The following is a 25343-nucleotide window of genomic DNA, read 5'->3' as shown; positions in this document are numbered from 1 at the left end:
ACTGTTAGGTTCCCGTTGTGCCCCACATCGTCAGACGATTGTTTGAACTGCCCGTCGACCTTGAGGGTGCCGCCCGGAGTTGGCTAGAGCACGGCGAACGCACACCGCGTGCGCCGCGCTTCGCCTCCTCCGTGGTGTTGTTGCGTGATGCAGCCCAAGGCCTAGAAACGTGGCTGGGTTACCGCTCCGGTGGCTCGCCTCTGGGCGTTGTAGCGTTCCCGGGGGGTTCCCTTGAACCCGGCGACCAGGAACCGGTTGCTTGGGCGGGCCCGTCACCGCATCAATGGGCGGACATGATGGGAATGGACGACGCCGGGCTGGCGCGCCGTCACGTACTGGCGGCCATCCGTGAACTTTTTGAAGAGACCGGCGTGTTACTGGCCGGTCAGGACGCTTCCTCCACTGTGGAGGCCAACACCACTGCCGAATGGATGAAGGCGCGCGTGGCTGTGGCCGCTCAAGAAAAGAGCTTCACCGAGCTGCTGAACAAGCGTGGACTGACCGTCCGTACTGACTTGCTCAAACCGCTGGTGAATTGGCTCAGCCCAGACTTTGCGCACCGTCGGTTCAACACCCGCTACTTTGCTGCCACACTGCCCGTGGGACAGCAGCCTTCCTTGCTAGAAGGAAAAGGTGTGTGGGCGCGCTGGGTGTGTGCATCAAAAATTTTGGGGGAGCGGTCCTCCACGGAACTTGGCGATGAAATTGGCCAAGAAAATACCGTGGGCCTCACGCTGGGGCAATTGATGGTGCCCGGCGCCGAGATCATTCTGGAAAAAATCGGTGCTGCCAAGGGATGTATCGCGTACCTGAGCTACAAGCGCAAAACTCACGTCTACCAACCCATTTTGGTGGAAGAAGACGGTGTGCTGATGCTTGAGGTAGAAGCCGCGCATCCTGTTGCCGGCGAACCTCACCGCGAGCGGTAGGTCCCACCGGCAACCAGGTGACTTTTAGCGGGAACGCTGGCGCAAACGCTGCATGTCCAAGATGACCACTGCGCGTGCTTCCAAACGCAACCAGCCGCGCTGCACAAACTCAGCCAGGGCCTTGTTGACCGTCTCACGGGAAGCTCCCACCAGCTGGGCCAACTCTTCCTGGGTGAGCTCGTGAGCAACCAGAACACCATCCGTTGCCGGACGTCCAAAACGGTCAGCCAAGTCCAACAGTGCCTTAGCTACACGGCCAGGAACGTCGGAAAAGACCAAGTCAGAGAGTGAATCGTTGGTACGGCGCAAGCGGCGAGCCAAAGCCTGCAGCAGCTGAGCAGAAACCTCAGGGCGAGTACGCAGCAAGGCGTTCAAGCTGTCATTACGCAATCCGGCCAAGCGCGTCTCAGACACAGCAGTTGCCGTAGCGGTACGGGGGCTCGGATCAAAAAGTGCCATTTCACCAAACAGCTCGCCCGGGCCAAGAATGGCCAGCAAAGACTCGCGTCCGTCCGGTGAAGTACGTCCGAGCTTGACCTTGCCCGAAACGATGAAATACAGCTGATCGCCCTGATCGCCTTCCCGGAAGACGGATGCGCCGCGAGACAAGTCCACCTCGGTGAGCTCGTCCGTCAGCAACCGGAATGCGTCGTCGTCCAGCGTGGCGAACAGTGGTGCGCGGCGAAGTACCTCGATGTCCATGAATTCTCCTTGTAAGTTGGCGCTCCGGCTATTGTTTCAGAATTTTGTGATGAATGTGACGAAGTTGGCATTTGAGCCGCACCATTTTGCTTTGCGTCCAGTCAGAGCACAGCTTCGCATCGGTAGAATAAAGGCCAACGCTGCGCCGGTGCGCTGCATAAAGGAGCTCAAGTGTTCGGTTTGACGGTCTTGGACCTTGCCTTGGTGCTGATGCTCATTTCCTACCTCATTTACGGCCTCCGCAACGGCCTTCTGGTCACAGTTGGTGGGCTCGCTGGCTTCGCCGCAGGCGCGGCGGCCGCCTTTGTGGCCATCCCCTTGGTCAGCGGTTGGGTGACCGACTCCGGGTGGAGGCTCACAGCGATCGTCGCTACCGCCGTCGTACTGATGCTTTTGGGCCACGGACTTGGTACCGCGATTGGCCGCAGTATCCGACGTGCCGTTAAGGTCCAGCCGCTGCGCACCCTTGACCGGCTAGCAGGAGGCGTGGTGAACGTTTCCGTTGCCGCTCTGGTGATGTCCATGCTGGCGTTTAGCGTTGGGCAGCTTGGTGTGCCGCTAGTTTCGGCGCAAATTGCCGATTCCAAAGTGATCCGATTTATTGATTCGGCCACACCAACACCGGTTCAAACAGCACTGGCACAGCTCCGATCCACTGTTATTTCTGACGGGATTCCGCAACTCATTGAGGGTGTTGGGCCGGTGGTTCCGGTCCCTGTTCCGAATGAAAGCACAGACACTCCAGCCCTGAATACCGCAGCGCAATCGGTCCTCAAGATCACCGGAACCGCGTACCAATGCGGTCAAAACCAAACTGGCACGGGTTTTGTTGTAGCCCCTGGCCGGGTGGTCACCAACGCGCACGTAGTGGCGGGCGTCAACGAACCCGTGGTGGCCGTTCCCGGCGGAGGAGCACTGCAAGGCCGAGTGGTCTACTTCGATTCACAACATGATTTGGCAGTGCTGGACGTTGCAGGACTGAATGCTGCACCACTGGCCATGACCAAAAACCTGAGCGCTGGGACTGCTGCTGCCTTCTCCGGTTACCCCCACGGTGGTCCGTTCCAATCCAAACCAGCCTCGGTGCAGGGCATCACCAACGTTTTGGTGCCGGACATTTACGGCAATAACCCCCAAGCCGAACAGATTTACCAAATCTCCGGCGACGTGCAACCGGGAAACTCGGGAGGACCGTTATTGAACAGTGGCGGTCAAGTTGCCGGCGTCGTTTTCGCCAAGGCCAGCAGCAACTCTCCGTTGGGGTTTGCGATCACCATGGATCAGCTGCAACCCGTGGTTGACCAAGCTCCCGGACTGCAAAACACCGTGTCCTCGGGACAGTGCACCAAAAAGTAGCATTTGCTAGGCCGCCTGGCTGGTTTCAGCCAGCTAACTCGCATTTGTTGCTGATCCTGTGTCCCGTGGAACAGCAACTGTCCCGTGGAGCAGCAACAAATGCGAGTTAGGCGGGCCAGTACTAACTAGACGGACGTTGCCTTGATGAGGATTGCCTGCTCTGGGCGCAGCACAGGTAGTGGCAAACCAACTTCGGCAAAGAACGCGCCGCTCGCTGTGAAGCCCTTTCGGTACCAGAGTGGCGGCTCAATCTGAGCGAAAGCGCCGTGGCTCTCTTCAGTATCGCTGGGCAGAAGTGCTTCAACCCGGTACGTGCGCTTCGGATCGAGACCGGGAATTCCTGCCCTGCCAGGTACTTCGGCAGCCAGCGAAGCTAGAGCCACGGCAGCAAAGAGTGCCTGCGATTTGTCTTGGGATACCACACCGTGCAATTGCAGGTTTGGCACACCAAGATCTGCATTTACCCGAACGCCTGAGTGCAACATGCCTCGGTGTTCCTTGTAAATGTTGATCACGCGCTTGAGCACTTGTCGGTCCTCGTTGGAAGCCTGACGGATGTCCCATTCCATACCGAAGTGCCCAAACAATGCAGTGATGGCACGGAAGGCGATGCCGTGAGTGCGCCCCGTGGTGTGAGCTTGGGTAGGCCCAACGTGTGAACCCACCAGCTCCGGCGGCAATACGGACTGGGTCCAGCGTTGTATGGTCTGACGTTCCAGAGCATCGTTGCAATCTGAGGCCCAAACGCGGTCTGTGCGCTGCAAAATGCCTAAGTCCACGCGAGCACCACCCGAGGAGCAAGACTCAATTTCAATGTTGGGGTGGGCCGCTTTGAGCGCATCAAATAAGCGGTAGGCGGCAAGGGTTTGGTGATGAACTGAAGCCCGGCCGTTGTGCCCGTGTTCGGTGTGGTCTCGGTTCTGATCCCACTTGAGGTAGGAAATATTGTTCTCGCTCAGTAAGGCGCTAATCCGTTCAAAAATGTATTGCCACGCCTCTGGGTTCACTAGGTCAATAATGTGCTGGTGGCGCCACTCCATAGGCAAACGGCCACCCTCGGTAAACGGTGTGGAAGAAGGACCAACAATCCACTCAGGGTGCGCGCGGACCACTTCCGAATTAATGTTCACCATCTCCGGTTCAACCCACAGGCCAAATTCCATACCGCGGCTGGTTACGGCATCAATGAGCGGTGTTAGGCCTTCAGGCCACACCGTGCCGTCAACGTACCAGTCGCCCAAACCGGCGTGATCGTCGCGGCGCCCACGGAACCATCCGTCGTCGAGCACAAAACGTTCGACGCCGAGCTCCGCCGCCGATTCTGCCAACTCAATGAGTGGCTCAATCCGGTGATCAAAGTACACGGCTTCCCACGTGTTGAGCACCACAGGACGTGCCTTCCCGGAGCCGCCTTCGGCGCCTTGAGTGCCAACATGGTGAGGGCGGGCGCGGAACCAGTCATAAAATCTCTCCGTCACACCGTCCAGTCCGTGGTCTGAGTACGCGGCATACAGGGTGGGGGTGGTGTATTCAGTGCCTGGGCCGAGCAAAAGCTCACCCGAACCCAAAAGCTCGGAAGCGCCGAGCATCCGCCGGCCATCACCCAAGGAATCGAGGTATTGTTCGTGGTTTCCGGACCAGCCGAAATGTGTCGCCCAAACATTTCCGGAACGGTTAGCGAATCCAGCACTGCCAGCGGCAACCAAGAGAGATGAATCGTGTCCCGTGCGGCCGTGCCGTCCGGAACGAACCCACGTCCCCTGTTCAATGGAACGACGCTGCGGGTGGTTCTCACGGCACCAGCGGCCTGTGAGATCTAAAAGTTCTGTCGCTTGACTCGGTAAAGGGAGCACCAATGCGAGCTCGTCGAGGTTGTAGTCGCTGGTGCCCGTGTTCGTCAGCGTGTGGCACAGTTCCAAGAGCCCACCCACGTTGAGGCGGATCGTGCTTCGGATCTCAAGGCCAGCTTCCGGATCTGCCTGGATGACAACCGCGGAAGTAGCGGAGGCGGGATGACCTGCGGTAGCGCCGGCGTCGGAATATTCTGCCCAGACAATCTGGAACGCCGGAGAGAAGGCAGTGCCGCTTGCGCGGTGACCGCGCAAACCCGGACGGCCCAGCCATCCGGATGACGGCTGAGGGACCAGCCCTGCTACCACAGGCGTGTCAAAGGCCGAGTGGGGGATAGGAGGACGCAGAAGTTCTAGATCCGGCAACACCTCGCCCAAATCGGCGCCCCAATGGACGATCTGGGCTTCGCCCGTGTGGAAGGCGAGTAGGAGGCTAGTACCGGCGGAGCGCAGATATAACGGTCGCGGGTGCGGGGAAACCATGGAGTCTCTTTCAAAAGGAACGTTGTAACAGTCGAGGCAAAGTGGAACGTGGCCCGCCCGCTCACTTTTATGAGCAAGTGGGCGGGCCACGAGAGGTCAAGCGGTGAAACTACTACTTGGCGAACAGTTCGTTAACCTGATCGTTAGCAGCAGTCAGTGAACTCGCCGGCTCCTTGCCAGAAACCACTGCATCCATTGCGGGCTTCAAAATACCGGAGACTTTTGCGGCGTTATCGGTGATGGGCAACAGGAACGTGGTTTTGTCCTTGACGTGCTGGGTGAAGGCACTAACGTCAGTGCCCTTAGCCTTGAATGCTGCCGCTGCCTTATCCGAGGAGGTCTTGATGGCCGGGAAGACTACAGCCTTGCTGGCTACAACATCCTGGCAATCTGAACTGGCCAAGTATTCAACCCATTTAATGGCGGCTTCCTTCTTTTTGGTGCCAGCCCAGACAGAGTCAGCGAGGCCGTTGAACATCGAGGAACGTTTGCCATCTACACCGATCGGGGTGGGCGCAATTCCCGTCTCGATTCCCTTGTAGCTGGTGTATTGTCCGGTCATCCACGAACCATTGGCGTTAATGGCGGCCTTGCCGGCTCCGAAGTTATCCGAAGTGCTGGCGCCAATGGTGGTTTCTAGCTTGGGCATAAAGCCTTTTGTTGCCAAGCCGGACCACCAAGCGATGGTGTCCTGAATGCGCTTGTCATCGTAGTTGTAGTGGGTGCCCCAAGGGTTCTTGTCAGTGGTGGTCCAACCCGTCGTTGCCGCGAGGAAGCTCCACTGAGTTTGACCAGCATTCTCGGCGCCAGAGCCGGAAAGCCCCATGCCGTAAACGGCAACATTGTTTTTGTCGAAGCCGGCCTCGTCGCCTCGTTTACCGCTCTTGTCCACGGTCAAGTGGGCAATGGCCTTCTCATAGGTACCGCCATCGGTGGGGTTCCACGTCAGTGATGCCATTTGCTCAGCTGTGAGCCCGGCTGCGGCAGTCATTTTCTTGTTGTAGAACAAGCCAACGGTGTCCCAGTCTTTGGGGAGACCATAGCGCTTGCCGTCCTGGCCTACCCACAGATCTGCCAGGCCCTCGTTGTACTTGGTGAGGTCAACTTTGTCAGCGGCTACAGCGTCATCGAGTGCCACAAGCTGCTTGGTCTTAACGAATTCCGGGTACTTGCCCAGATGGTTTGTGAAAACATCGGGGGCGGTACCGGAGGCCATACCGTTGGTGAGTTTGCCCCAGTAGTCATCCCAGCCAGTTTGGGTAATCTTCACTGTGACATCTGGGTTGGCCTTGGTGAAGTCAGCAGCGCACTGTTTGTAGGCCGGGAGCTGGTTGGCGTCCCAGAGCCAGTAGCTGACTTCACCTTTAGCGCTATCCGTGCTGCCGCTACTACCGCCGCCACATGCGGAGAGAGCAAGAGCTGCAGCTACAGCAACGGCGACGGTGCCGAGTACTTTATTTTTGATCACTTTGAGTCCTTAAGGTGTGCGATTTTTTTACTGTGGGTCGGGAATAGAAAGTAGTTATTTGGTTCCGCTGAAGCCGATCGAGTTCACAATTTTCTTGCCAAAGATCGAGAACAAAATCAGCACAGGTGTTGCCGAAACGAGAGTGGCGGCCATCAGGCCGGACCAGTCGGGGGATCCTTGCGGGGACTGAGACTTGAAAACACCCAGGCCCACGGTTAGCACTCGAGTGTCCTCGGTGGTGCCCACCAACAGTGGCCAGAAGTATTCGTTCCACTGACCCATAAATGTCAGCAAGGCCAGAGTGGCCAGCGGTGCTGCGGCGTTCGGCAACACGATCTGGAAGAACATTCGGAAGTGCTTTGCACCGTCCAACATGGCTGCCTCTTCAACTTCACGAGACATATTCAGAAAGAACTGGCGCATAAAGAAGATGGCGAACGGTGTCATAAAGAGGTATGGCAGTACCAAACCCAGCATGGTGTTGAGCAGGCCTAGGTTCTTTACCAAAAGGAAGTTGGGTAGCGCCGTGAAGATCGGTGGAACCAGCATGGTGGCCAGGAAGAGTGAGAACACAAAGTCCCTGCCCTTCCACCGCAAACGGGAGAAAGCATAGGCTGCGAGGGAGCTGAAGAAAACAGCCGCCGCGGTGGTGACAGTGGAGAAAAGTAGCGAGTTCCAGAGGTACTGCCAAAAATTGATGGACGCTCCGGAGCCACCTTCAGCGATTGCTTCTTCCGCGGACTGCAAGCCGAAGACTCGTTTGAATGCGCCTAAGTTGAAGTCTGCTGGCAAGAGGCTTGCCGAGTTGGCGGCGAGCGAGCCATTGGTGGACAGTGCCGTGCGGATGACCCAGTAGAAAGGCAATACACTGACCGCTACTGCGATGCCCAGAAGTACCCACAGGCCTGCGGTGCGCCAGCTAAACGGTTTTTTACGACGGCGGATCGCCGTTTTGGAGGATGTAGCAGTTGTCATGGGAGTGTCCTTAGTCCAGGTCTGACTGGTTGCCACGGAGGAACTTCATCTGGATAAAGGCAACGATGGCGAGGATAACGAAGAGGATGACGGCGAGCGCGGAACCGTAGCCGAAGTCTTGCTCGTTGAAAGCGCGCTGGAAGATGTAGAACTGGAGTACGCGGGTGGCGTTGACGGGGCCGCCGGCGGTGGTGACGGCAACGGTGTCAAAGACCTGGAAGGAGCCGATCACTGTTACTACCAGGACTAGAACCAAAACGGGGCGCAAGAGTGGCATCGTGATCCGCCAGAACGTACTCCACGCTTTGGATCCGTCTATGCTGGCTGCCTCGTAAACCGTGGCAGGGATAGCTTGAAGCCCGGCGAAAATCAACAGGGCCGTGTAGCCCATGTGCCGCCATGTATTGATGAGCGCTTGGGTAGGGATGGCCCATTGCTCACTTCCGAAGAAGGCGACGCGGGGCAGGCCCAGCCATTCGATGATCTGGTTGATGATGCCGATTTGGTAGTCCAGCATCCAGAACCACAAGAGCGCTGCGATGACGTTCGCCATCAGGTAGGGCATAAGGAGTGCCCCGCGAATAATGGTGGATTTGGCCACCCGCTGCATCAAGATGGCTAACCCCAAGGCGAGCCCGGTTTGGAGCACGATGTTGATCAGGACGTACTCTCCGGTGACCTTCAGTGCGTTCCAGAACAGCGGGTCCCTAGAGATCTTTTCGTAGTTTTTGGTGCCAATCCACGTGGGATCTCCCAGGATGCTGTACTCCGTGAAGCTGAGGTAGATACCTCGAATGGTGGGGACCAAGTAGAAGAGGATCAGGCCGATCATTGCCGGGGCGATGAAAACCAGAGCGATCTTGAGGTCGCCCAGTCCACGGAAATCCGCCTGACGGCTGGCCCGTTTACGGGGTTTCTTGAAGTCGCCAGCCGCGTGCCCGGGGGCAGGCTGTTTGCTGAGTGTGGTCATCGTTGACCTTTCGGGGATGTGATGTTTCTAACAACTCCCGGTGAATCTACACGAGTAGATTTGTTGTCGTCAAGAACGATTGTGAATATTTGTGAGTATTTCTTCTAGTTTGGTTGTTTTGATTGACTCGAGTAGATCCCCCTGAAACACTGGGCTATCGGATTCCTCGAGCCTCTAAAAGGAAAAACAATGACGTTTTCAATCGGTGTAGTCGGCGTGGGCCAGTTCGGCGGACACTTTGCCCATCTCTTTAAGCTCCACCCTGGTGTTACCAAGGTCTACGCGGTGGACTCGTTGCCTGAACGTGCAAGCGAAGCACAAGCGACGTGGGGCCTAGACGGAACCATGGCCAGCTTCGAAGAATTGCTGGCCTCCGACGTCGATGCTGTCGCCATCTTTACACAACGGTGGACTCATGGACCCCTGGTAGTCCAAGCTCTGCGCGCCGGCAAACATGTCTATTCGGCAGTCCCCATGGCAATCAGTGAAGACGAAATTGCCGCAATCATCGAAGCAGTACGTGAGACCGGCCTGACTTACATGATGGGCGAAACCAGCTACTACAACCCCGCCACCGTGCACGCCCGCAATCAGCGCGCTGCCGGGAAGTTTGGACGTATTTTCTACTCAGAAGGCGATTACGTCCATGACATGGACCTCGGCTTCTATGACGCGTACCAGTACAGCGGGGGCGAGAACTGGAAGGCCACCGCGAGCTACCCGCCTATGCTCTACCCCACTCATGCAATCGGCGGAGTTCTCGGCGCAATCGGTGGCTACGCGGTCAGCGTGAGCTGCATTGGTGTGAAGGATGATCGGGGCGACGGCGTCTTTAACAAGGACATCAGTATGTTCAACAACGATTTCTCCAACGCCACGGCACTTTTTGAAATGAACGACGGCGGTGCCATGCGCACCAATGAAATGCGTCGCGTGGGTTACCCGTCCCACATCCGTGAGTCCCGGTTCAGGTTTTTTGGTACCGAAGCGAGCTTCGAGCAGCTGGCCACCACCACCGTTTGGCAGGACAAAGAAGGTGTCTATGACATTTCGGAGCAGGTTCTCACTCGGCCGAGCATCTCGCTAGATGATCCTTCACTGGCGGATGTAGCTCCGGAACTACGTGATGCCTTTGTCTCCGGCCTGGCCCCTGTTCACGATCCGTCGCGTTTGCCTGCCGAATTCAACCACGCACCCAACGGCCACGAGGGCAGCCATCAATTCTTGGTGGATGATTTTGTCACTGCAGTGAACTATGGCGTGATCCCGCCTGTGAATGCTTGGACAGCGGCCCGTTTTACGCTTCCAGGCATTGTGGCTCACGAGTCGGCTTTGCGTGGCGGGGAGCGCCTCGCCATCCGGGACTTTGGGGATGCCCCGCAGCTGGCTACCTCTTAGTAGCATTGTGCTTATGACCGTTAACACCCCCGCCGCTCGCTCCTCGGTGACCCGTAAGGAAGTCGCCAAGCGTGCGGGGGTGAGCACCGCGGTGGTTTCTTACGTGGTTAACGGCGGGCCCAAAAAAGTGGCCCCGGCCACCGAAGCGAGGGTTAAAGACGCCATTCGCGAGTTGGGTTACCGGCCCAACGCCGTGGCGAGGGCGCTCAAGTTGGGCTCGAGCCAGACAATTGGGCTGGTTATGCCGGATAACTTCAACCCATTCTTCGCCCTGTTTGCCCACGCCGTGGAAGAAGCGGCTGCTGCTCAGGGTTACTCGCTTTTGTTGGGAAATTCTGGCAGTAACGCGGACCGGGAAAGGGTGCTGGTCCGTAATTTTGCGGCCCGGCAGGTCGACGGAGTGGTGTTGTTTCCCACTCTGGACGAACCGGATTTGGCCGATCTTGCCGCTGCCGAAATACCTTGTGTGTTGCTGAATTTCGCCCGGGAAGCCCCGGGTTTTAGCACCATCGGTGTTGACCTACCTGGCGGTGCACGGTTAGCAGTAGAGCACCTGATTGGTCACGGCCACACGAACATCGCTTTGTGCGTGGGCATCCACAAGTCTGGCACCATGGACGATCGCTTCTTTGGATGGCGTGACGCACTCACTGATGCTGGGCTGGCCGAAGGGCCAGTGGCGCTCCGCACCTTCACCTTGGCTGGTGGGGCTGAAGCTGCCGCGCAAATACTTGCCGAGCCCAACCGGCCCACCGCAGTTTTTGTTAGTTCCGATGTTCAGGCCGTGGGTCTCCTGAATGCCCTGCACAAAGCCGGGCTCTCAGTTCCTGAAGATATGGCGGTGGTTTCATTTGACGGAACGCTGGACGCCGACTTTAGTTGGCCGCCACTGACCACGGTGGCCCAACCCGTGCAAGAAATGGGTGAAGCTGCCGTCAAGGCACTCCTAGACTTCCGTAATGACCATCAAACGATTCGCCATGTCTTTCCCACCCGACTACGGATCGGCGGATCTTGCGGCTGCAATTAGGCCCGCCCGCCGTCCAGGCCACTGTTTGCTTATTCACTCAGGGGGAGTGAGTCCGCAAGGTATTCAATGGCGAGCCGGTATCCAGTCACGCCGGCGCCCACAATCACTGCTTCGCACACCGGGGACAAGTAGGAGTGATGCCGGAATTCCTCGCGCTTGTGCACATTGGTGATGTGAACTTCTACCGCGGGAAGTGACACCCCAGCGATCGCGTCACGCAGTGCCACGGATGTGTGCGTGAACGCTCCGGCGTTGATCACAATGCCCACGGCGTTCTGCCGGGCGTCGTGGATCGCATCGAGCAGGTCGCCTTCGTGGTTGGACTGCACACAATCTGCGGTGAACCCGTGACGCTCCGCCGTATCAATGGCGAGCTGCTCCACATCCTCCAAAGTTGCTGAACCATAGAGCTGAGGTTCCCGGGTGCCAAGAAGGTTCAGGTTAGGGCCGTTAACAACCAGGATGGTGCCGCGCGAGCGGGTGGAGTCAGTCATGGCTACTAATCTAGCCCACGAATTTCCACCACAAAGCCCTGTTCCGGGTTCAAGATCGGTGCCGGAAGCCCGACGGCGCCGAGGAACCTACCGCTGGCCGTGGCACCTTGAGCGAACCACGCCGGAGCGGTGCGCTGGGTACTGAGTGCGGCGAAACTACCGTCCTCTGCCCGCGGATACACCGCACGCACGCGGTACTCGCGCTCCGGGTCAAGCCCAGGGAATTGAACCCTCCCCGGTTGCTCGGCTTCCGCCGTCGTAGTGCTGACTACTGCAAAGAGCGCCTGGCGGCCGCCACGGGCTGCAACTCCGTAAACGTTGAGATCTGTTTGGTGCGCGTCGGTGTAGACGCGGTCGCCGGAGTGGATTAGCGCCCGGTGCTTTTTGTAGAGCGCAATTGCGAAGGCGAGCTCGGCACGTGAGGCACAGTCCAGGGTGCTGATGTCCCATTCGAGGCCAAAGTGACCGAAGAGGGCCGTGATGGCGCGGAACGCGAGGCTATGAGTTCGCGCCGTGGTGTGGGACTGGGTGGGGCCAACATGCGAACCCACGAGTTCCGGCGGAACCACCAGCTGCGTCCACGCCTGAATCGTTTGACGTTCCAAGGCGTCATTGCAATCTGAAGTCCAGATCCGGTCCGTGTGCTCCAAAATCTCCAAGTCCACACGCGCGCCGCCGGAGGAGCAGCTCTCAATTTCCACTCCGGGGTGCGCGGCACGCAAGGCGTCTAGAAGCCGGTATACGGCCAAGGTTTGCTCGTGCACCGAGGGACTTCCAGCATGGCCGTGCTCAATCAGGTCACGGTTTTGATCCCATTTGAGGTAACTGATGTTGTACTCGGTCAAGAGCGCATCCAGCCGGTCAAAAATGTACTGCCAGGCCTCCGGGTTCACCAGGTCCAGAACGTGTTGCTGGCGCCACTCAAGCGGCAAACGGGCACCGGAACCGGAGGTATACGGCCCTGCCACCCAGTCCGGGTGCGCACGGATCAGATCAGAATTCAGGTTCACCATTTCCGGCTCCACCCACAGGCCAAACTCCATACCCCGGCTGCTGACCTCATTGATCAACGGCGTCAGTCCATCCGGCCACACGCCCTCGTCAACAAACCAGTCGCCCAACCCTGCGGAATCGTCACGGCGGCCACGGAACCAGCCGTCGTCGAGCACAAAACGCTCAATGCCCACCTCGGAAGCGGTCTGTGCCAAAGCGGTTAGTTTCTCAAGGTTGTGATCAAAATAGACGGCCTCCCACACGTTTAGCACGGCGGGCCGGGGGCGCGCGCGGCCGTCAGGCCAAGCACCCACATGGTGGTCGCGAGCGCGGAACCAATCGTAGAAGCGGCGGGAGATCCCGTTGAGCCCACTCTCAGAGTACGCAGCGAACATTGCCGGAGTGGTGTAGCTCTCCCCGGGAGCAAGTGTCACTTCGCCGGGGCCCAGCAACTCGGCTGCGCCAAGAACAGTGCGGCCATCTGCTGCCGTGTCGCAGAACTCTTCATGGTTGCCGCTCCACGCAAAGTGAACAGCCCACACTTGCCCCTGCTCGTGGGAGAAACCGGGTGTTCCCGCGGCCATAATCAGTGACGAATCGTGACCGGTGCGGCCGTGGCGGCCACTGCGAACCCAAGTTCCCTGCGTGATGGCGCGCCGTTGCGGGTGACGTTCCCGGCACCAGCGTCCGGTCAGATCCAAGAGCTCGGTGGCCATCCCAGGCACCGGTAATTGCACAGCCAATTGCTCCAAGGAGTACGCATCTGGGCCTTGGTTGGTGAGCCGGTGTGTCACTTCGAGTAGACCGCCGGGGTGCAAACGCACGGTGGATACCAGCTCAAGGCAGGCAGTCGCGTCCACCTGAGTGATGGTGGAGGCGGCGGTACTGGCCGTGGCATCCGTGACGCGGAATGCCGGGGAGAAGTTTTGCCCGCCGTTGATGGTGTGCCCCAGCAGACCCGGGCGGCCGCGCCAACCGGCAGAACCTTGCGGAACCAAGCTCAACGTCACCGGGACGTCCAGCGAAGAATGTGGCACGGGTTCGGTCAGTATGCCCAGCTCTGGCAGCTTCTTGCCTAGGTCCGCGCCCCAGTGCAGCACTTGTGCTTGGTCATTGGAAAAATCGATCACCACTGAGGTGCCTGCGGATCGAAGATGCAACGGTTCCATAGGGGAGACTCCTCTTTGAGTAAAAAGTTTTGGGGCAAAACTTTGGGGCAAACCCTAGGGTGCGTTGTTATCCCTGGAGGGGGTTGACCACACGTAGTTTGCGGACGGCTGTTGCCAAATAATTGCGGGCATTCTCGCCCAAGCCCGAATCCGTAATGATTTGATCAGCGTCCTCGAGTGCGGCAATGGTGCTAATGCCCTGCGTTCCCCACTTGGTGTGGTCCGCCACCACCACCAATTCGCGTGAGGCGTCCACCATGGCCCTGTCCGTTTCGGCTTCCAAAAGGTTGGGTGTGGTGAATCCGGCGCGTGAGTCCATACCGTGAACACCCATAAACAACATGTCCAGATGGACTTGCTTGAGTGCAGCAGTGGCAATAGGACCAACCAAGGCGTCCGACGGCGTCCGCTGGCCCCCGATCAAAATCACCGTAGTGGCACTTGAGTCGCCAGCGCTGCTGTAAAAAACATCTGCGATCCGCACCGAGTTGGTCACCACGGTGATCTGCGGACCCAAAGCAAGACGTTTGGCCAAAGCAAAGGTGGTGGTTCCAGCGCTCAAACCCACAGCCATACCTTCGTGCACCAGGCTGGCAGCTTCTGCGGCGATGGCGTCCTTCTCGGCGGTGTTTTGAGTGGATTTGAGTTCAAAGCCGGGCTCATGGGTGCCAGTGGGGCCCGGAATTTTGGCTCCGCCGTGAATGCGCTCCAACAAGCCGGCGTCGCTCAGGGAATCAATGTCTCGGCGCACAGTCATCGGCGAAACGCCCAATAACTCGGCAAGATCGGCCACACGCATGATCCGTTCGCGTCGAACGGAGTCAAGAATGGCCTGGTGGCGGGCCGCCGGAAGCATAAGAGTCCCTTTCGAAAAGCTGATGAAGTCTCAACCAAAGCCTAGTTTGCTGAGGTGCTAGCACTGGTCTTTGGCCTCCGAAGGGGGATCGGAGGCCAAAGACCAGAGCTGATGGCTTATAGCAGCTGCGTACTACTAGCTACTGAGCAGAGTTTGTGTCCAAGCGCACTACGGCGAACCCACCCGCAGGAACATTGAGTGTTCCTTCTACGGCAGTGCCGGAAATCAGGTCAGTACCCTGTGCAGGAGTGCTGTGCTCGGTATCGCCGTGGTTGATCACAAAAAGCCAGTCCTGATCATCCTTGCGGCGAACCACAACATCTACTTCGCCGCGGGCACCTGCTGGCACGCCCGTGCTAAGTCCGGCATCGGCCAGAACCAACTTCAGCAGTTCGCTGCTGGCGTCCACGTTCAAGGTGGTCGCCACGTAGTAAGCAGCACCAGTGCCAGCAGAACCAGTACCCGGCGCGCGGCGAGTGATCGCAGGCGAGCCGGCGGTAGCACCGGCGTCGAACGTTGCAAGAACCTCCGCGTCAGTGACAGCACCCAACTCGCTCCAATAAACACCGTCACCAAGGGCAGCGGAAGCCAGGCTGCCGCTGCCCTTGAGCGCAACGCCAGCGCCTTCACGCAGCGGGAAGAACTCCTCAATGCTCACACCCAAAAGCTTCGCAAAAGCGCCCGGGTAACCGCCGCCATTGATCGGGTCCATGATGATGTGGTCATTTTCATCCACAATCCCGGAGAAGTAGCTGACCACCAAAGTGCCCCCGGAGGCCACAAACTTCTCAAGATTGGCCCGGCCAGCCTCAGTGATCAAATACTGCATGGGGACAATGGCTACCTTGTAACCGGACAAATCATCGCTGCTCTGCCGGAAATCGGAAGTCACACCAGCCCGGTACAAGGCGTCATGCCAACGCCGAGTTTCAGCCACGCAATTCGCGTCCACGCTCGGGTGCGAATCCAGCTCCGAGGCCCAACGCGCGTCAGTGTCATGAATAATCACTGCATCTGCCACCACTCTGGAGCCAGCCAGCTCGGAAATCTGCTCAAGGGTCTTCCCCAGCTGAACAGTTTCCCGCCACACCTTGGTCTCGCGGCCAGCGTGCGGCAAAAGGCCCGAGTGGAACTTTTCAGCACCCGCGCGCGAAGCACGCCACTGGAAGAACAAGACACCATCCGTACCGCGGGCCACATGCTGCAACGAGTTGCGGAGCATCTCGCCCGGAGCCTTAGCAACATTGCGCGGCTGCCAGTTCACTGCCGAGCTCGAGTGCTCCATCAACAACCACGGAGCGCTTTTGGCCCAACCGCGGGTCAGGTCAGCAACCATCGCCAACTCTTGATAATTCCGCTCATCAGCAGCCATCAAATAGTGATCGTTGGAGACCAAATCCATCTGTTCTGACCAGCGCCAGTAATCAATTGGTGCAGTAAGGCCCATGGAAATGCCCATGAAGTTGGTGGTCACCGGGTGCGGTGAACGTGCTCGAATAATGTCAGCCTCGGCTCGGAAGCATTCCAGCAGTGCGTCCGAGGAGAAGCGTGCAAAGTCCAATTGCTGAGTGGGATTCACCCAGGTGCCTGAGCGGCGAGGGGGGATAACCTCCGCCCAGTCATAGTAGTGCTGAGACCAGAATGCGGTACCCCAAGCCTCGTTGAGTGCATCCAAGGTGCCGTAACGCTTTTGCAGCCACTCTTGGAAACCACGCTCGGCGTGCGGACCGTAGTCGGGCTGGTTGTGGCAACCGTACTCATTGTGAACATGCCACATCACGACGGCGGGGTGGTCAGCATAGCGATCCACAATCGCCGTGGTCAGGGCTGCTGCAGCCCGCCGGTAGTCAGGCGAGCACGCCGCGAAGGCCTGCCGGGAGCCGTAACTTTGCCGCACGCCGTCGGCATTAACCGGTTGAGAATCGGGATACTTGCGGCTGAACCACGGCGGTGGTGAAGCGCTCGCGTTGGCGAGGTCCACACTGATGCCGTTTTTGTGCAGCAGATCTAGGACCCGGTCCAACCAGCCGAACTCGTAGTGGCCTTCTTCCGGCTCCAAAAGGGCCCAACTGAAAATGCCCACACTGACCAGATTTACTCCGGCCTCTTTCATGAGGGCAACGTCATGTTCCCAGACGTCTTCAGGCCACTGCTCTGGGTTGTAGTCGCCGCCAAAAGCGATGCGTCCACCCAGTTTTTCGGTCACATACTGCATGTCTGCGCGTTCACTCACAGGTACTTATCCTTTACTGGATCCGAGGGTTAGACCGGCCACAAATTGGCGTTGCAAGAGCAAGTACACAATCAATGTGGGGATCACAGTGATGATGGCACCGGCGGCCAAGAGGTTGTAGTCGTTGAAGAACTGGCCTTGAAGGTTGTTGATGGCCGTGGTGATGGGCAGGCGGTCACCGCTCTGGATAAAGAGCAGCGGCCAGAAGAAGTCGTTGTAAATGAAGATGACTTCAATAGTTCCCAAAGCGGCCAATGCCGGGCGGCACAGCGGCAAAATGATGCGCCAGTACTGGGTCCACAAACTTGCCCCGTCCACCAATGCGGCTTCTGTCAGGTCGGGGGAGAGGGCCTTCATGTAGTTGGAGAGCACAAAGGTGCAGAAACCAATCTGGAAAGCGGTGTCCACGGCGATGACTGAAACGTAGGTGTTGAGCAGATTGCCCGAATCGCTCATGGAGTACGGGAGCTCAAAGTGCTTGAACATCTCAAACAACGGTGCGGCCAAAACCTGCGGAGGGAGCAAGTTGCCAGCTGTAAACATAATCAACAGGGTGACGTTGAACTTCCACGAAACTCGCGAGACGGCGAAGGCCATCAGCGAGGCGAAGAAGAGGGTCAAAAGAACTGCCGGGATGCTGATGATCAGCGAGTTCATAAAGTACTTAGCAAACCCGCCTTGGGTCCACGCCTGAATGAAATTATCGAAGTTCAGCGCGCCACCAATGCTGAAGTAGCCGTACTTGTCAGTATCTGCGTGCGGGCGAAGAGCTGTGTAGAGGGGCCACAGCAAGGGAACCAGCCACATGGCTGACATCACGATCAGGAAAATGTGGGTGCCGTAGTGACGCTTAGCCTTACGGGCTGATTTTCCCTCCAGACCAGTATTTGGCGTGGGACGTGAGTTGCGGTTCCGGACCGCCGTTGAATTGCTCATGACTGGCTCTCTTTGCCGAAGGTGCGGACCAAGTAGAAGACGATCGGAACCAAAGAAATGACCAACAAGACCACTGCTAGGGCCGATCCAACGCCGATGACTTGGCCTTCACCCACCAGGTTTTGAATGACCAAGGCGCTGATCAATTCCAAACCGTTGGTGCCGCGGTTGATGACGTAAACAATGTCGAAGGCACGTAGCGATTCGATGATGGTGATAACCACAATGACCACGTTGACCGGGCGCATGGCCGGGAAGATGATCTGGAAGAAGGTTTGGGTGGCGCTTGCACCATCAATGGACGCTGCTTCTTTGAGGGTAGGATCAACACCCTTTAGTCCGGCTAAGTACAAGATCATGACGTAACCAGCGTGCCGCCAGGTTGCGGCAATAAGCGCTGCCCAAATGTTCACACTAGGGTCACCGAACCAATCCACGGCTGCCGGTGTTCCGGCGGTTCCCAAGACGTGGTTCAAAAATCCGTGATCGCGGTTGTAGAACAACTGCCAAATGATTCCTACCAGCGCCAGAGACAGCATCACCGGAATAAAGAAGATGCTCTGATAAATCTTGGTGCCTTTGATTTGCTGATCTAGCAGTACCGCCAAAAGCAAACCCAAAGGGGTGGCCACTAGAGCCAAAAAGACCAGCCACAGGACGTTGTGTTGAACAGCAGGCCAGAACGGCGGGTAGTCCTGGGTGATGTATTTGTAGTTGTCCAGACCGGCCGACTTCATGTCAGAGAGATCCAGCCCGTTCCACCGCGTAAAGCTCAATCCAATGGAGAGCAGGGTGGGGATCCAGACCAGGACCAATTGCAAGAGGGTGGGGACGCCAACCATAAAACCCAAAACCAGCTTGTCTCGGTTTGAAAGTCTGCGAACCTTGCGGAAGCGGCGCTGAGGCGTGGTGGTGCTTGTCATGGTGATTCCTTGTCCGTGATTGTGGCTGGGCAACGCGAACGGCGTTACCCAGCCACAATCGAGTGCGGGCGTGAACTACTGGGCTGCGTAGAGCGTCTTAGCCTGTGCTTCGAGGTTCTTGACGTCCACGTTGCCGTCCTTAATGAAGGACTGCAGCGCCGGGATGATCACGTTGTTGGCCATAGCCGGAAGAGCATCGCGGTCAAGGAACTGGCTGATGTATTTGGCATCGGCGATGGTCTGGGCACACTTCTTGTTCAGATCAGAGAACTTGGAGGTGTCGGCGCCCTTTGCGGTGGCGATGTTGGACGGATCAACAGCCGCATATGCGTCCTGACCTTCGGCCGAGCCCAAGAATGCGAGGAAGTCGCGAGCAGCTGAGTTTTCGCCACCCTTCTTGGACAAGAGGATGCCGTCGATCGGCGCCTCAACGGCGTCGCGGCCTTCCATGGCAATCTCCGGGAACGGGAAGAAATCAATGTCTGCAAGAACTGCTGGATCGGAGAACTGCTGGGTAACAAAGGAACCCAGCAAGTACATACCGGTCTTTTTGGCCTCAAGGGACTTTGCGGCATCCTGCCAGGTCTGACCAAGTGCTCCCGGATCCTGGAACGGCAAGAGTGCCTTCCAGGTATCAAAGACGTCGCTGACCTTCTTCTGATCCCAAGATTCCTTGTGCGCGCAGAGGTCCACGTGGAACTGGTAACCGTTCAAGCGCATGTTCAGGTAGTCGAACGTGCCCATTGCGGGCCAGCCGTCCTTGTCCGCGAAACCGATCGGGATCAGTCCATCTGCCTTCATCTTGGCGGAGAGGGTCTTGAGAGCGTCAAAGGTTTCCGGGATCTCGTAACCCTTGGCTGCCCAGAGGCTCTTGCGGTAGAAGAAGCCCCACGGATAGTTGTAGTTGGGGACAAAGTACATCTTGCCGTCGGGGCCGGTGGATGCCTTCTTCATGGCATCCGAGTAGTTGCCGCCGATCTTTTCCCAGACGTCGTCGATCGGAGCCAAGAGGCCCTTGCCTGCGTAGTACTGCATGCGGTAGCCAGCGAACCAAGTGAACGCGTCATCTGGGCTGCCCTGCAGGTAGGAGTTGATTTTGTTCTGGAAATCGTTGTGAGGCACCGTGTTGGTATTTACAGTGATTTCTGTCTTTTTGGTGAAAGCGTCTGTTACTGCCTTGTAGGCCTTCTTGGGTACTTCATCCGAAGAACCTGAACCTAGGGTCAGTGACTTCGAACCGCCCGCTTGAGGTGCGCTTCCGCCGGTGCATGCTGCTAGGAGGGGGATTCCGCTGAGTGCGACAGCCCCTACTCCGACGGTCTTGAGAAAAGTACGGCGATCCGGGGCAATGCCGCGGTCCCTGTACACAAAATTCCCCTGCGTAGCCATTGTCTCTCCTTTGAAAAATGGAACGTCCTGTGCGCTATGTCACATGAAGACGATCATATACTCCCAAATTCAAACAGGAAAGAACTAAATGTCTCATTACGGATAACTGTTAAATTACGACGGCGCCCCTCGCCACAGCGGCAAGGGGCGCCGTCGTCATGAGGTGCTATTTACGCAGCGAAGCCGCGATCTGTGACATCACCGTGTTGTCCGCCAACGTGGTGGCATCGCCCACTTCACGGCCCTCAGCGACGTCCTTGAGCAGGCGGCGCATGATTTTTCCTGAACGGGTCTTCGGCAACTCTGGAACTACCAGAATGTTCTTCGGCTTGGCGATCGGGCCGATCTCCTTGCCAACATGGTTACGCAGTTCCTGAACAATTTCATCGCCAGAGTCCACAGCATTGCCCCGCAAAATAACAAAAGCAACCACGGCCTGGCCTGTTGTCTCATCAGCGGCGCCCACCACGGCTGCTTCAGCAACGGCAGGGTGGCTTACCAAGGCCGATTCAATCTCGGTAGTGGAGAGGCGGTGACCGGAGACGTTCATCACGTCATCCACACGGCCCAAAAGCCACACGTCGCCGTCCTCGTCCTTCTTGGCGCCGTCGCCAGCGAAGTACATGGACTCAAAACGGGACCAGTAGGTGTCCTTGAAACGCTCAGGATCACCCCAAATGCCTCGCAACATGGATGGCCACGGTTCACGAATGACCAAGAACCCGCCGTGCCCATCAGGAACGGATTCACCCATCTCATCCACCACGTCCACAGCAATACCGGGCAATGGAACTTGAGCTGAGCCAGGCTTGGTTGCAGTAACGCCGGGAAGCGGGGCAACCATCATGGCTCCCGTTTCCGTCTGCCACCAAGTGTCAACGATCGGAGCGTGATTAGCGCCGATGACGTCGCGGTACCACATCCATGCCTCGGGGTTGATGGATTCGCCCACCGAACCCAGAACCCGAATGGAAGAGAGGTCGTACTTGTCCGGGATCTCACGTCCCCACTTCATAAAGGTGCGGATAGCTGTGGGGGCGGTGTACAAAATCGAGACCTTGTACTTCTCCACAATCTCCCACCAGCGGCCCTGATGCGGGGAGTCCGGAGTGCCCTCATACATAACCTGGGTAGCGCCATTGATGAGCGGCGCGTAGGTGACGTAACTGTGCCCGGTGATCCATCCGACGTCGGCTGTGCACCAATAGACGTCGGTTTCCGGGTGGAGGTCAAAGACAGCGCGGTGCGTGAAGGCCGTCTGGGTGAGGTAGCCACCGGTGGTGTGCAGAATGCCCTTGGGCTTTCCTGTGGTGCCGGAGGTGTAAAGGATAAACAGTGGGTGTTCACTCTCGTGGCCAACCGCAGTGTGCTCCGGGGATGCCGTGCCTACTGTGTCATCCCACCAGATGTCGCGGCCCTCAACCCAATTGACGTCCTCGCCATTTCGCTTGACCACAACAACGTGTTGAACTGTGTGGCCGTCCTTCTCAAGCGCGCCATCAACGGCGGGCTTGAGCGGGCTCGGCTTGCCGCGACGGTACGTTCCGTCGGCGGTGACCACCAGTTTTGCTTCAGCATCGTCAACCCGGCTGCGCAACGCGTCAGCCGAGAAACCACCAAACACCACCGAGTGGACAGCGCCAATGCGAGCACACGCGAGCAAAGTGATAACCGCTTCGGGAATCATGGGCAAGTACACTGCCACGCGGTCACCCTTAGTAACGCCCAAGGACTCAAAAGCGTTGGCAGCCTTCTTGACCTCCGTGGTCAGCTCGGCATACGTGTAGCTGCGGGTATCCCCGGGTTCGCCTTCAAAATAGATGGCCACACGGTCGCCATTGCCCGCCTCAACGTGACGATCCAAAGCGTTGTAGGCGGCATTGATCTCACCGTCTGCGAACCACTTTGCGAAAGGCGGCGTGGACCAGTCCAGGTCTTGAGTGAAGTCTTTGCTCCAGGTCAAGAGTTCTTTAGCCTGCTTGGCCCAAAACTTGGGGCGGTCCGCATCGGCTTCTGCATAGATGCCCTCTTGCACAATCGCGTTGGCGGCGAATTCTGCTGAGGGGCTGAAGCTGCGATTTTCGTGGAGTAGATTCTCCAGAGCGTCGCCCTGTGATGTGGGGGTGGTCTCCTGGGACATCCTTAACCTTCTTCTTTGACGGTGACTTCCGGATCCACCTTAGTCCGTTGTGAGCCAAGAAGGTGTTCGGCGTCACAAGATGAACAGGTGTGTGCACGGTGCGGCGCTAGAGATGCATCCGGGACTTGGCTAGGCTGAAACCAAAACGTGACTTCGCTGTGCCCGCTATATTTCAGGCAAGTGCGGCGCTCACCCGAATTCCAACGGTGCCCGCAGCGGCCACCGCCAACGTGGACTGGAGCAAATCGTGGATCAAGAAAATATGCCGACGGCGTCATCGCAGCCGTCGCCTACAGCCAAAGCCGGGCAAGGCGCTTCGGCGGTTGTTGGCCCCTTCACTGCACGCGACCTAGTAGTTTTTGGCGCGTTTGTGCTGTTGCTGGTTGGGTCTCTGCTGCCGATTTTCAGCCATATGCAGGGCAACCTGTGGAACGCTTCCGGCATCTTCTACTTCAGCTTGGGACTGATTTTGCCTGCAATTGTGGTGGTTCTGTTTGTAGCACGGCGGCTTTCTCCCAAGGTAGCGTTGCGAATCGGTTCGCTGTCCGTTGATCAGTTCGCATCCGTGGTTGCCTCTTTTAGTGTGTTCTTTTTTGTGGCACTTGTGGCAGCAGGTAGCTACTGGGGCGCAGGTGCATTCTTTGGATTGATTGGTTCCTTGGGGCTCCTCGCAGCAACCGTGTTGGCACCCTTCCTTCCCGTGCTCAAAGACGACTTTGCTGGCCGGCCAGAAGTTCCTGCTCACGTTGTAGCACGCAACGCTGTGGCCCCCGCGGCTAAGGTGACCGCCCCCAAAGCCAGCGCAGTGAAGCCCTCTCCGCCACAGGCGAATCAGGGCTACGCCACTCCGGCCCAGTCCACTCCCGCACAGTCCACTCCGACGCAGACTTTCGGTGGCCCCGGTGCCAACTACAACACTTCCTTCCCCGCTGCCACTAGCGCAGGCTCTAACGCCCCCAGCGCTGGCGGAAACTACGGTTTTGGTGTTCCAGTGAGCGACGCCGGAACTCCGGCGACCGCTGCCAGCTCCCCGTCTCCGGACCCGGTAACCCCAGCGGCAGACGAACTCACCAAAGAGTCCGCTGCTCCCCAAGGGCCAGAAGCCGGCCGTGCCGAATCTGACAACGCCAAATCTGACAAGGCCACATCTGACAACGCAGGATCTGACACTGCGGCGGCTTCCGTGGCGTCTGATGAGTCCGCTGCTGCAACGCCCGAGGCCGAGGTTCCCACGGCAGAACAGCCGCACCGCGCTACTGAACCGATCGGTGCGAGTGTTGACCCGGCGTCGCACCCTGAAACCGGCGCCCAAGAGCAAGTGAACTATGACGCTTTCTGGTTCGCCGTTGCCCAGACTCGCACCATTGTGGACGAGCACACCGGGGCGGCATTGTTCACCATCCACCCCGGCAATTGGGTCCTGGCTTTGCAAGATCGTGGTGACGAATTCCTAGTACAAAACACCGATGGCCAAGTGGGCGTACTGCGCGAACTAGCCAACATCGAGCGCGGTTCCTAGAGACAGATGTCCGTCAGCGGAACAGGCAATCTGCGAGTGAGCGCCAAGGGCAAGGTTCGGATTGAATCTGACTTGGCGCTCAAGCGCAGGGCCCGGAAGATCAACGCCGAACTGGCGAAGCAATACCCGTATGCGCACGCCGAACTGGATTTTCGTAATCCCTTCGAGCTGCTTGTGGCCACCGTCCTCTCAGCGCAGACCACCGATGTGCGGGTCAACCAGGTGACGCCTGTGCTGTTCGCGCGCTACCCGGATACGCTGGCACTTTCCCAAGCCGAACCAGCTGATGTGGAAGCGATCATCCAATCCACGGGATTTTTCAGGGCCAAAGCAAGGAACCTTCTAGCCCTAGCAAACCGGATTGTTGACGAGTTTGACGGCACGGTCCCGGGCCGGCTTGAAGACCTGGTGACGCTCCCCGGGGTGGGTAGGAAAACGGCCAACGTGGTCCTTGGAAACGCTTTTGGGGTGCCCGGAATTACCGTTGACACTCACTTTGGACGCTTGGCCCGGCGCTTTGGCTGGACCGATTCTGATGACCCGGTTCGTGTGGAAAATGACGTTGCAGAACTGTTTGAGCCACGGGATTGGACCATGCTCTCCCACCGAGTGGTATTCCATGGCAGGCGCGTCTGCCACTCCCGCAAACCCGCATGCGGCGCCTGCCCAGTGGCGCAGTGGTGCCCGTCCTTTGGCGACGGCGAAACGGACCCTGCCAAGGCAGTAAAACTTCTCAAATACGAACTTGCTCCCGGGCAAGAAGAATTGCTCGCGCGGATGCTGGCCAACACCGACCTTGCAGCACAAATCCGCCAGGAGACGCAAAGGAGTTCACTGTGAGTGCGCGTTCTCAGTTGGAAGATTTGGTTCGTCGTTTCAACTCTCCTGAGGCTCCAGCGGTCGACCCTTTGTGGCACAAGGATCTACTGGACGGTACAAACCCTCGCCACGCCGCAGTGCTGATGCTTTTTGGGGTTTTGGATAACATCCCGGCTCATTCCGCAAAGTATTATGCGCCAGCTGATCTGGACGTACTCCTGCTCCAGCGAGCCAACACTTTGGGTGATCACCCCGGGCAGGTAGCGTTCCCCGGCGGCGGGATCGATCCTGAAGACGCGGATGAAGTGGCTGCATCCCTGCGCGAAGCGCAAGAAGAAACAGGCCTAGACCCAAGCGGCGTCCAGGTCCTTGGGCAGCTGCCACAAGTTTCGCTTCCGCATAGTAACTTTTTAGTCACCCCGGTACTCGGCTGGTGGGCCTCCCCTTCGCCCATTCGGGTAGTGGACTTTGGTGAATCAGCCCAAGTTTTCAGGGTTCCAGTGCGCGACTTGCTGGACCCGGAAAACCGCGTGATGGCGACTCTGCGGCGCGGCAGCTCAGTGTTTTCGAGCCCGGCATTTGAAGTCAATGATGTGCTGGTGTGGGGGTTTACCGCGAAGCTACTGAATCAGCTTTTTGACGATCTCGGCTGGACGGTGCCGTGGGATGAAAGCCGCGTTCATGTAGTGATGTAGCGGTTGTGTGCCGGGC

Annotated in this window: 20 protein-coding genes; 7 read left to right on the top strand and 13 right to left on the bottom strand. The window is 58.0% G+C overall.

Annotated elements, in window-relative coordinates:
* Window positions 1–17: 17 nt before the first annotated feature.
* A complete protein-coding gene (locus ACQQCD_RS07635; protein WP_430267802.1) occupies window positions 18–929 on the top strand; it encodes an NUDIX hydrolase in 912 nt (303 codons plus the stop codon).
* Window positions 930–953: 24 nt separating this feature from the next.
* On the opposite strand, the gene ACQQCD_RS07630 is transcribed toward ACQQCD_RS07635, so the two are convergent.
* Complete coding sequence (locus ACQQCD_RS07630; RefSeq protein ID WP_430267801.1) at window positions 954–1631, bottom strand: Crp/Fnr family transcriptional regulator; 678 nt, start codon at window positions 1629–1631, stop codon at window positions 954–956.
* Window positions 1632–1802: 171 nt separating this feature from the next.
* On the opposite strand from ACQQCD_RS07630, the gene ACQQCD_RS07625 reads away from it, so the two are divergent.
* Window positions 1803–2987: a MarP family serine protease gene (locus tag ACQQCD_RS07625; protein ID WP_430267800.1), complete on the top strand. Its 1185-nt coding sequence runs from the start codon at window positions 1803–1805 to the stop codon at window positions 2985–2987.
* 125 nt (window positions 2988–3112) lie between these two features.
* Here ACQQCD_RS07625 and ACQQCD_RS07620 read toward each other — a convergent pair whose 3' ends face one another.
* From ACQQCD_RS07620 to ACQQCD_RS07605, 4 genes are all read right to left on the bottom strand, one after another.
* Entirely contained in the window at window positions 3113–5320 is a 2208-nt protein-coding gene (locus ACQQCD_RS07620; RefSeq protein ID WP_430267799.1) for an alpha-galactosidase, read from the bottom strand.
* Window positions 5321–5432: 112 nt separating this feature from the next.
* Window positions 5433–6785, bottom strand: a complete 1353-nt coding sequence (locus ACQQCD_RS07615; protein WP_430267957.1) for an ABC transporter substrate-binding protein — start codon at window positions 6783–6785, stop codon at window positions 5433–5435.
* Between the two features lie 57 nt (window positions 6786–6842).
* On the bottom strand, window positions 6843–7763 hold the full coding sequence (locus tag ACQQCD_RS07610) for a carbohydrate ABC transporter permease (RefSeq protein ID WP_430267798.1): 921 nt from the start codon (window positions 7761–7763) through the stop codon (window positions 6843–6845).
* Window positions 7764–7773: 10 nt separating this feature from the next.
* Complete coding sequence (locus tag ACQQCD_RS07605) at window positions 7774–8733, bottom strand: carbohydrate ABC transporter permease (RefSeq protein WP_430267797.1); 960 nt, start codon at window positions 8731–8733, stop codon at window positions 7774–7776.
* A gap of 189 nt (window positions 8734–8922) precedes the next feature.
* Between ACQQCD_RS07605 and ACQQCD_RS07600 the strand changes: the two genes are divergently transcribed.
* Both ACQQCD_RS07600 and ACQQCD_RS07595 read left to right on the top strand, forming a co-directional pair.
* Window positions 8923–10131 (top strand): Gfo/Idh/MocA family protein, encoded by a 1209-nt coding sequence (locus ACQQCD_RS07600; RefSeq protein WP_430267796.1) that lies wholly within the window; start codon window positions 8923–8925, stop codon window positions 10129–10131.
* A gap of 13 nt (window positions 10132–10144) precedes the next feature.
* Window positions 10145–11161: a LacI family DNA-binding transcriptional regulator gene (locus ACQQCD_RS07595; RefSeq protein ID WP_430267795.1), complete on the top strand. Its 1017-nt coding sequence runs from the start codon at window positions 10145–10147 to the stop codon at window positions 11159–11161.
* A 29-nt stretch (window positions 11162–11190) separates the two neighbouring features.
* On the opposite strand, the gene aroQ is transcribed toward ACQQCD_RS07595, so the two are convergent.
* From aroQ to acs, 8 genes are all read right to left on the bottom strand, one after another.
* Complete coding sequence (gene aroQ, locus ACQQCD_RS07590) at window positions 11191–11655, bottom strand: type II 3-dehydroquinate dehydratase (protein WP_430267794.1); 465 nt, start codon at window positions 11653–11655, stop codon at window positions 11191–11193.
* A gap of 5 nt (window positions 11656–11660) precedes the next feature.
* Window positions 11661–13817 carry an alpha-galactosidase gene (locus ACQQCD_RS07585; protein ID WP_430267793.1) on the bottom strand — a complete coding sequence of 719 codons (2157 nt, stop codon included), beginning with the start codon at window positions 13815–13817 and terminating at the stop codon, window positions 11661–11663.
* Between the two features lie 67 nt (window positions 13818–13884).
* Window positions 13885–14673 (bottom strand): DeoR/GlpR family DNA-binding transcription regulator, encoded by a 789-nt coding sequence (locus ACQQCD_RS07580; RefSeq protein ID WP_430267792.1) that lies wholly within the window; start codon window positions 14671–14673, stop codon window positions 13885–13887.
* 139 nt (window positions 14674–14812) lie between these two features.
* Window positions 14813–16906, bottom strand: a complete 2094-nt coding sequence (locus tag ACQQCD_RS07575; RefSeq protein WP_430267791.1) for a beta-galactosidase — start codon at window positions 16904–16906, stop codon at window positions 14813–14815.
* 6 nt (window positions 16907–16912) lie between these two features.
* Window positions 16913–17842 (bottom strand): carbohydrate ABC transporter permease, encoded by a 930-nt coding sequence (locus ACQQCD_RS07570; protein ID WP_430267790.1) that lies wholly within the window; start codon window positions 17840–17842, stop codon window positions 16913–16915.
* Entirely contained in the window at window positions 17839–18765 is a 927-nt protein-coding gene (locus ACQQCD_RS07565; RefSeq protein ID WP_430267789.1) for a carbohydrate ABC transporter permease, read from the bottom strand. Before ACQQCD_RS07565 ends, ACQQCD_RS07570 begins: the two co-directional genes overlap by 4 nt.
* A 75-nt stretch (window positions 18766–18840) precedes the next feature.
* Window positions 18841–20154 carry an ABC transporter substrate-binding protein gene (locus ACQQCD_RS07560; RefSeq protein WP_430267788.1) on the bottom strand — a complete coding sequence of 438 codons (1314 nt, stop codon included), beginning with the start codon at window positions 20152–20154 and terminating at the stop codon, window positions 18841–18843.
* Window positions 20155–20320: 166 nt separating this feature from the next.
* Entirely contained in the window at window positions 20321–22294 is a 1974-nt protein-coding gene (acs, locus tag ACQQCD_RS07555; RefSeq protein ID WP_430267787.1) for an acetate--CoA ligase, read from the bottom strand.
* 247 nt (window positions 22295–22541) lie between these two features.
* Between acs and ACQQCD_RS07550 the strand changes: the two genes are divergently transcribed.
* The 3 genes from ACQQCD_RS07550 to ACQQCD_RS07540 are packed head-to-tail and all read left to right on the top strand — an operon-like array spanning window position 22542 to window position 25327.
* Window positions 22542–23813: a hypothetical protein gene (locus ACQQCD_RS07550; protein WP_430267786.1), complete on the top strand. Its 1272-nt coding sequence runs from the start codon at window positions 22542–22544 to the stop codon at window positions 23811–23813.
* Between the two features lie 6 nt (window positions 23814–23819).
* A complete protein-coding gene (gene nth, locus ACQQCD_RS07545; RefSeq protein ID WP_430267785.1) occupies window positions 23820–24653 on the top strand; it encodes an endonuclease III in 834 nt (277 codons plus the stop codon).
* On the top strand, window positions 24650–25327 hold the full coding sequence (locus tag ACQQCD_RS07540; protein WP_430267784.1) for an NUDIX hydrolase: 678 nt from the start codon (window positions 24650–24652) through the stop codon (window positions 25325–25327). Before nth ends, ACQQCD_RS07540 begins: the two co-directional genes overlap by 4 nt.
* Window positions 25328–25343: the final 16 nt, after the last annotated feature.

The sequence above is a fragment of the Pseudarthrobacter sp. J1763 genome (genome assembly GCF_050490295.1).
In the GTDB taxonomy this organism is placed as follows: domain Bacteria; phylum Actinomycetota; class Actinomycetes; order Actinomycetales; family Micrococcaceae; genus JBNPEO01.
The sequence above is the reverse complement of the archived record's forward strand: the minus strand, read 5'-3'. Positions and strand labels throughout refer to the sequence as shown.

Excerpts from the sequence above, each read along its gene's own strand:
- ACQQCD_RS07610 (WP_430267798.1), bottom strand. The coding sequence starts at position 7,763 with ATGACAACTGCTACATCCTCCAAAACGGCGATCCGCCGTCGTAAAAAA.
- ACQQCD_RS07595 (WP_430267795.1), top strand. The coding sequence starts at position 10,145 with ATGACCGTTAACACCCCCGCCGCTCGCTCCTCGGTGACCCGTAAGGAA.
- ACQQCD_RS07630 (WP_430267801.1), bottom strand. The coding sequence starts at position 1,631 with ATGGACATCGAGGTACTTCGCCGCGCACCACTGTTCGCCACGCTGGAC.
- ACQQCD_RS07580 (WP_430267792.1), bottom strand. The coding sequence starts at position 14,673 with ATGCTTCCGGCGGCCCGCCACCAGGCCATTCTTGACTCCGTTCGACGC.
- acs (WP_430267787.1), bottom strand. The coding sequence starts at position 22,294 with ATGTCCCAGGAGACCACCCCCACATCACAGGGCGACGCTCTGGAGAAT.
- ACQQCD_RS07605 (WP_430267797.1), bottom strand. The coding sequence starts at position 8,733 with ATGACCACACTCAGCAAACAGCCTGCCCCCGGGCACGCGGCTGGCGAC.
- ACQQCD_RS07620 (WP_430267799.1), bottom strand. The coding sequence starts at position 5,320 with ATGGTTTCCCCGCACCCGCGACCGTTATATCTGCGCTCCGCCGGTACT.
- ACQQCD_RS07585 (WP_430267793.1), bottom strand. The coding sequence starts at position 13,817 with ATGGAACCGTTGCATCTTCGATCCGCAGGCACCTCAGTGGTGATCGAT.
- ACQQCD_RS07570 (WP_430267790.1), bottom strand. The coding sequence starts at position 17,842 with ATGAGCAATTCAACGGCGGTCCGGAACCGCAACTCACGTCCCACGCCA.
- nth (WP_430267785.1), top strand. The coding sequence starts at position 23,820 with ATGTCCGTCAGCGGAACAGGCAATCTGCGAGTGAGCGCCAAGGGCAAG.
- ACQQCD_RS07600 (WP_430267796.1), top strand. The coding sequence starts at position 8,923 with ATGACGTTTTCAATCGGTGTAGTCGGCGTGGGCCAGTTCGGCGGACAC.
- ACQQCD_RS07560 (WP_430267788.1), bottom strand. The coding sequence starts at position 20,154 with ATGGCTACGCAGGGGAATTTTGTGTACAGGGACCGCGGCATTGCCCCG.
- aroQ (WP_430267794.1), bottom strand. The coding sequence starts at position 11,655 with ATGACTGACTCCACCCGCTCGCGCGGCACCATCCTGGTTGTTAACGGC.
- ACQQCD_RS07565 (WP_430267789.1), bottom strand. The coding sequence starts at position 18,765 with ATGACAAGCACCACCACGCCTCAGCGCCGCTTCCGCAAGGTTCGCAGA.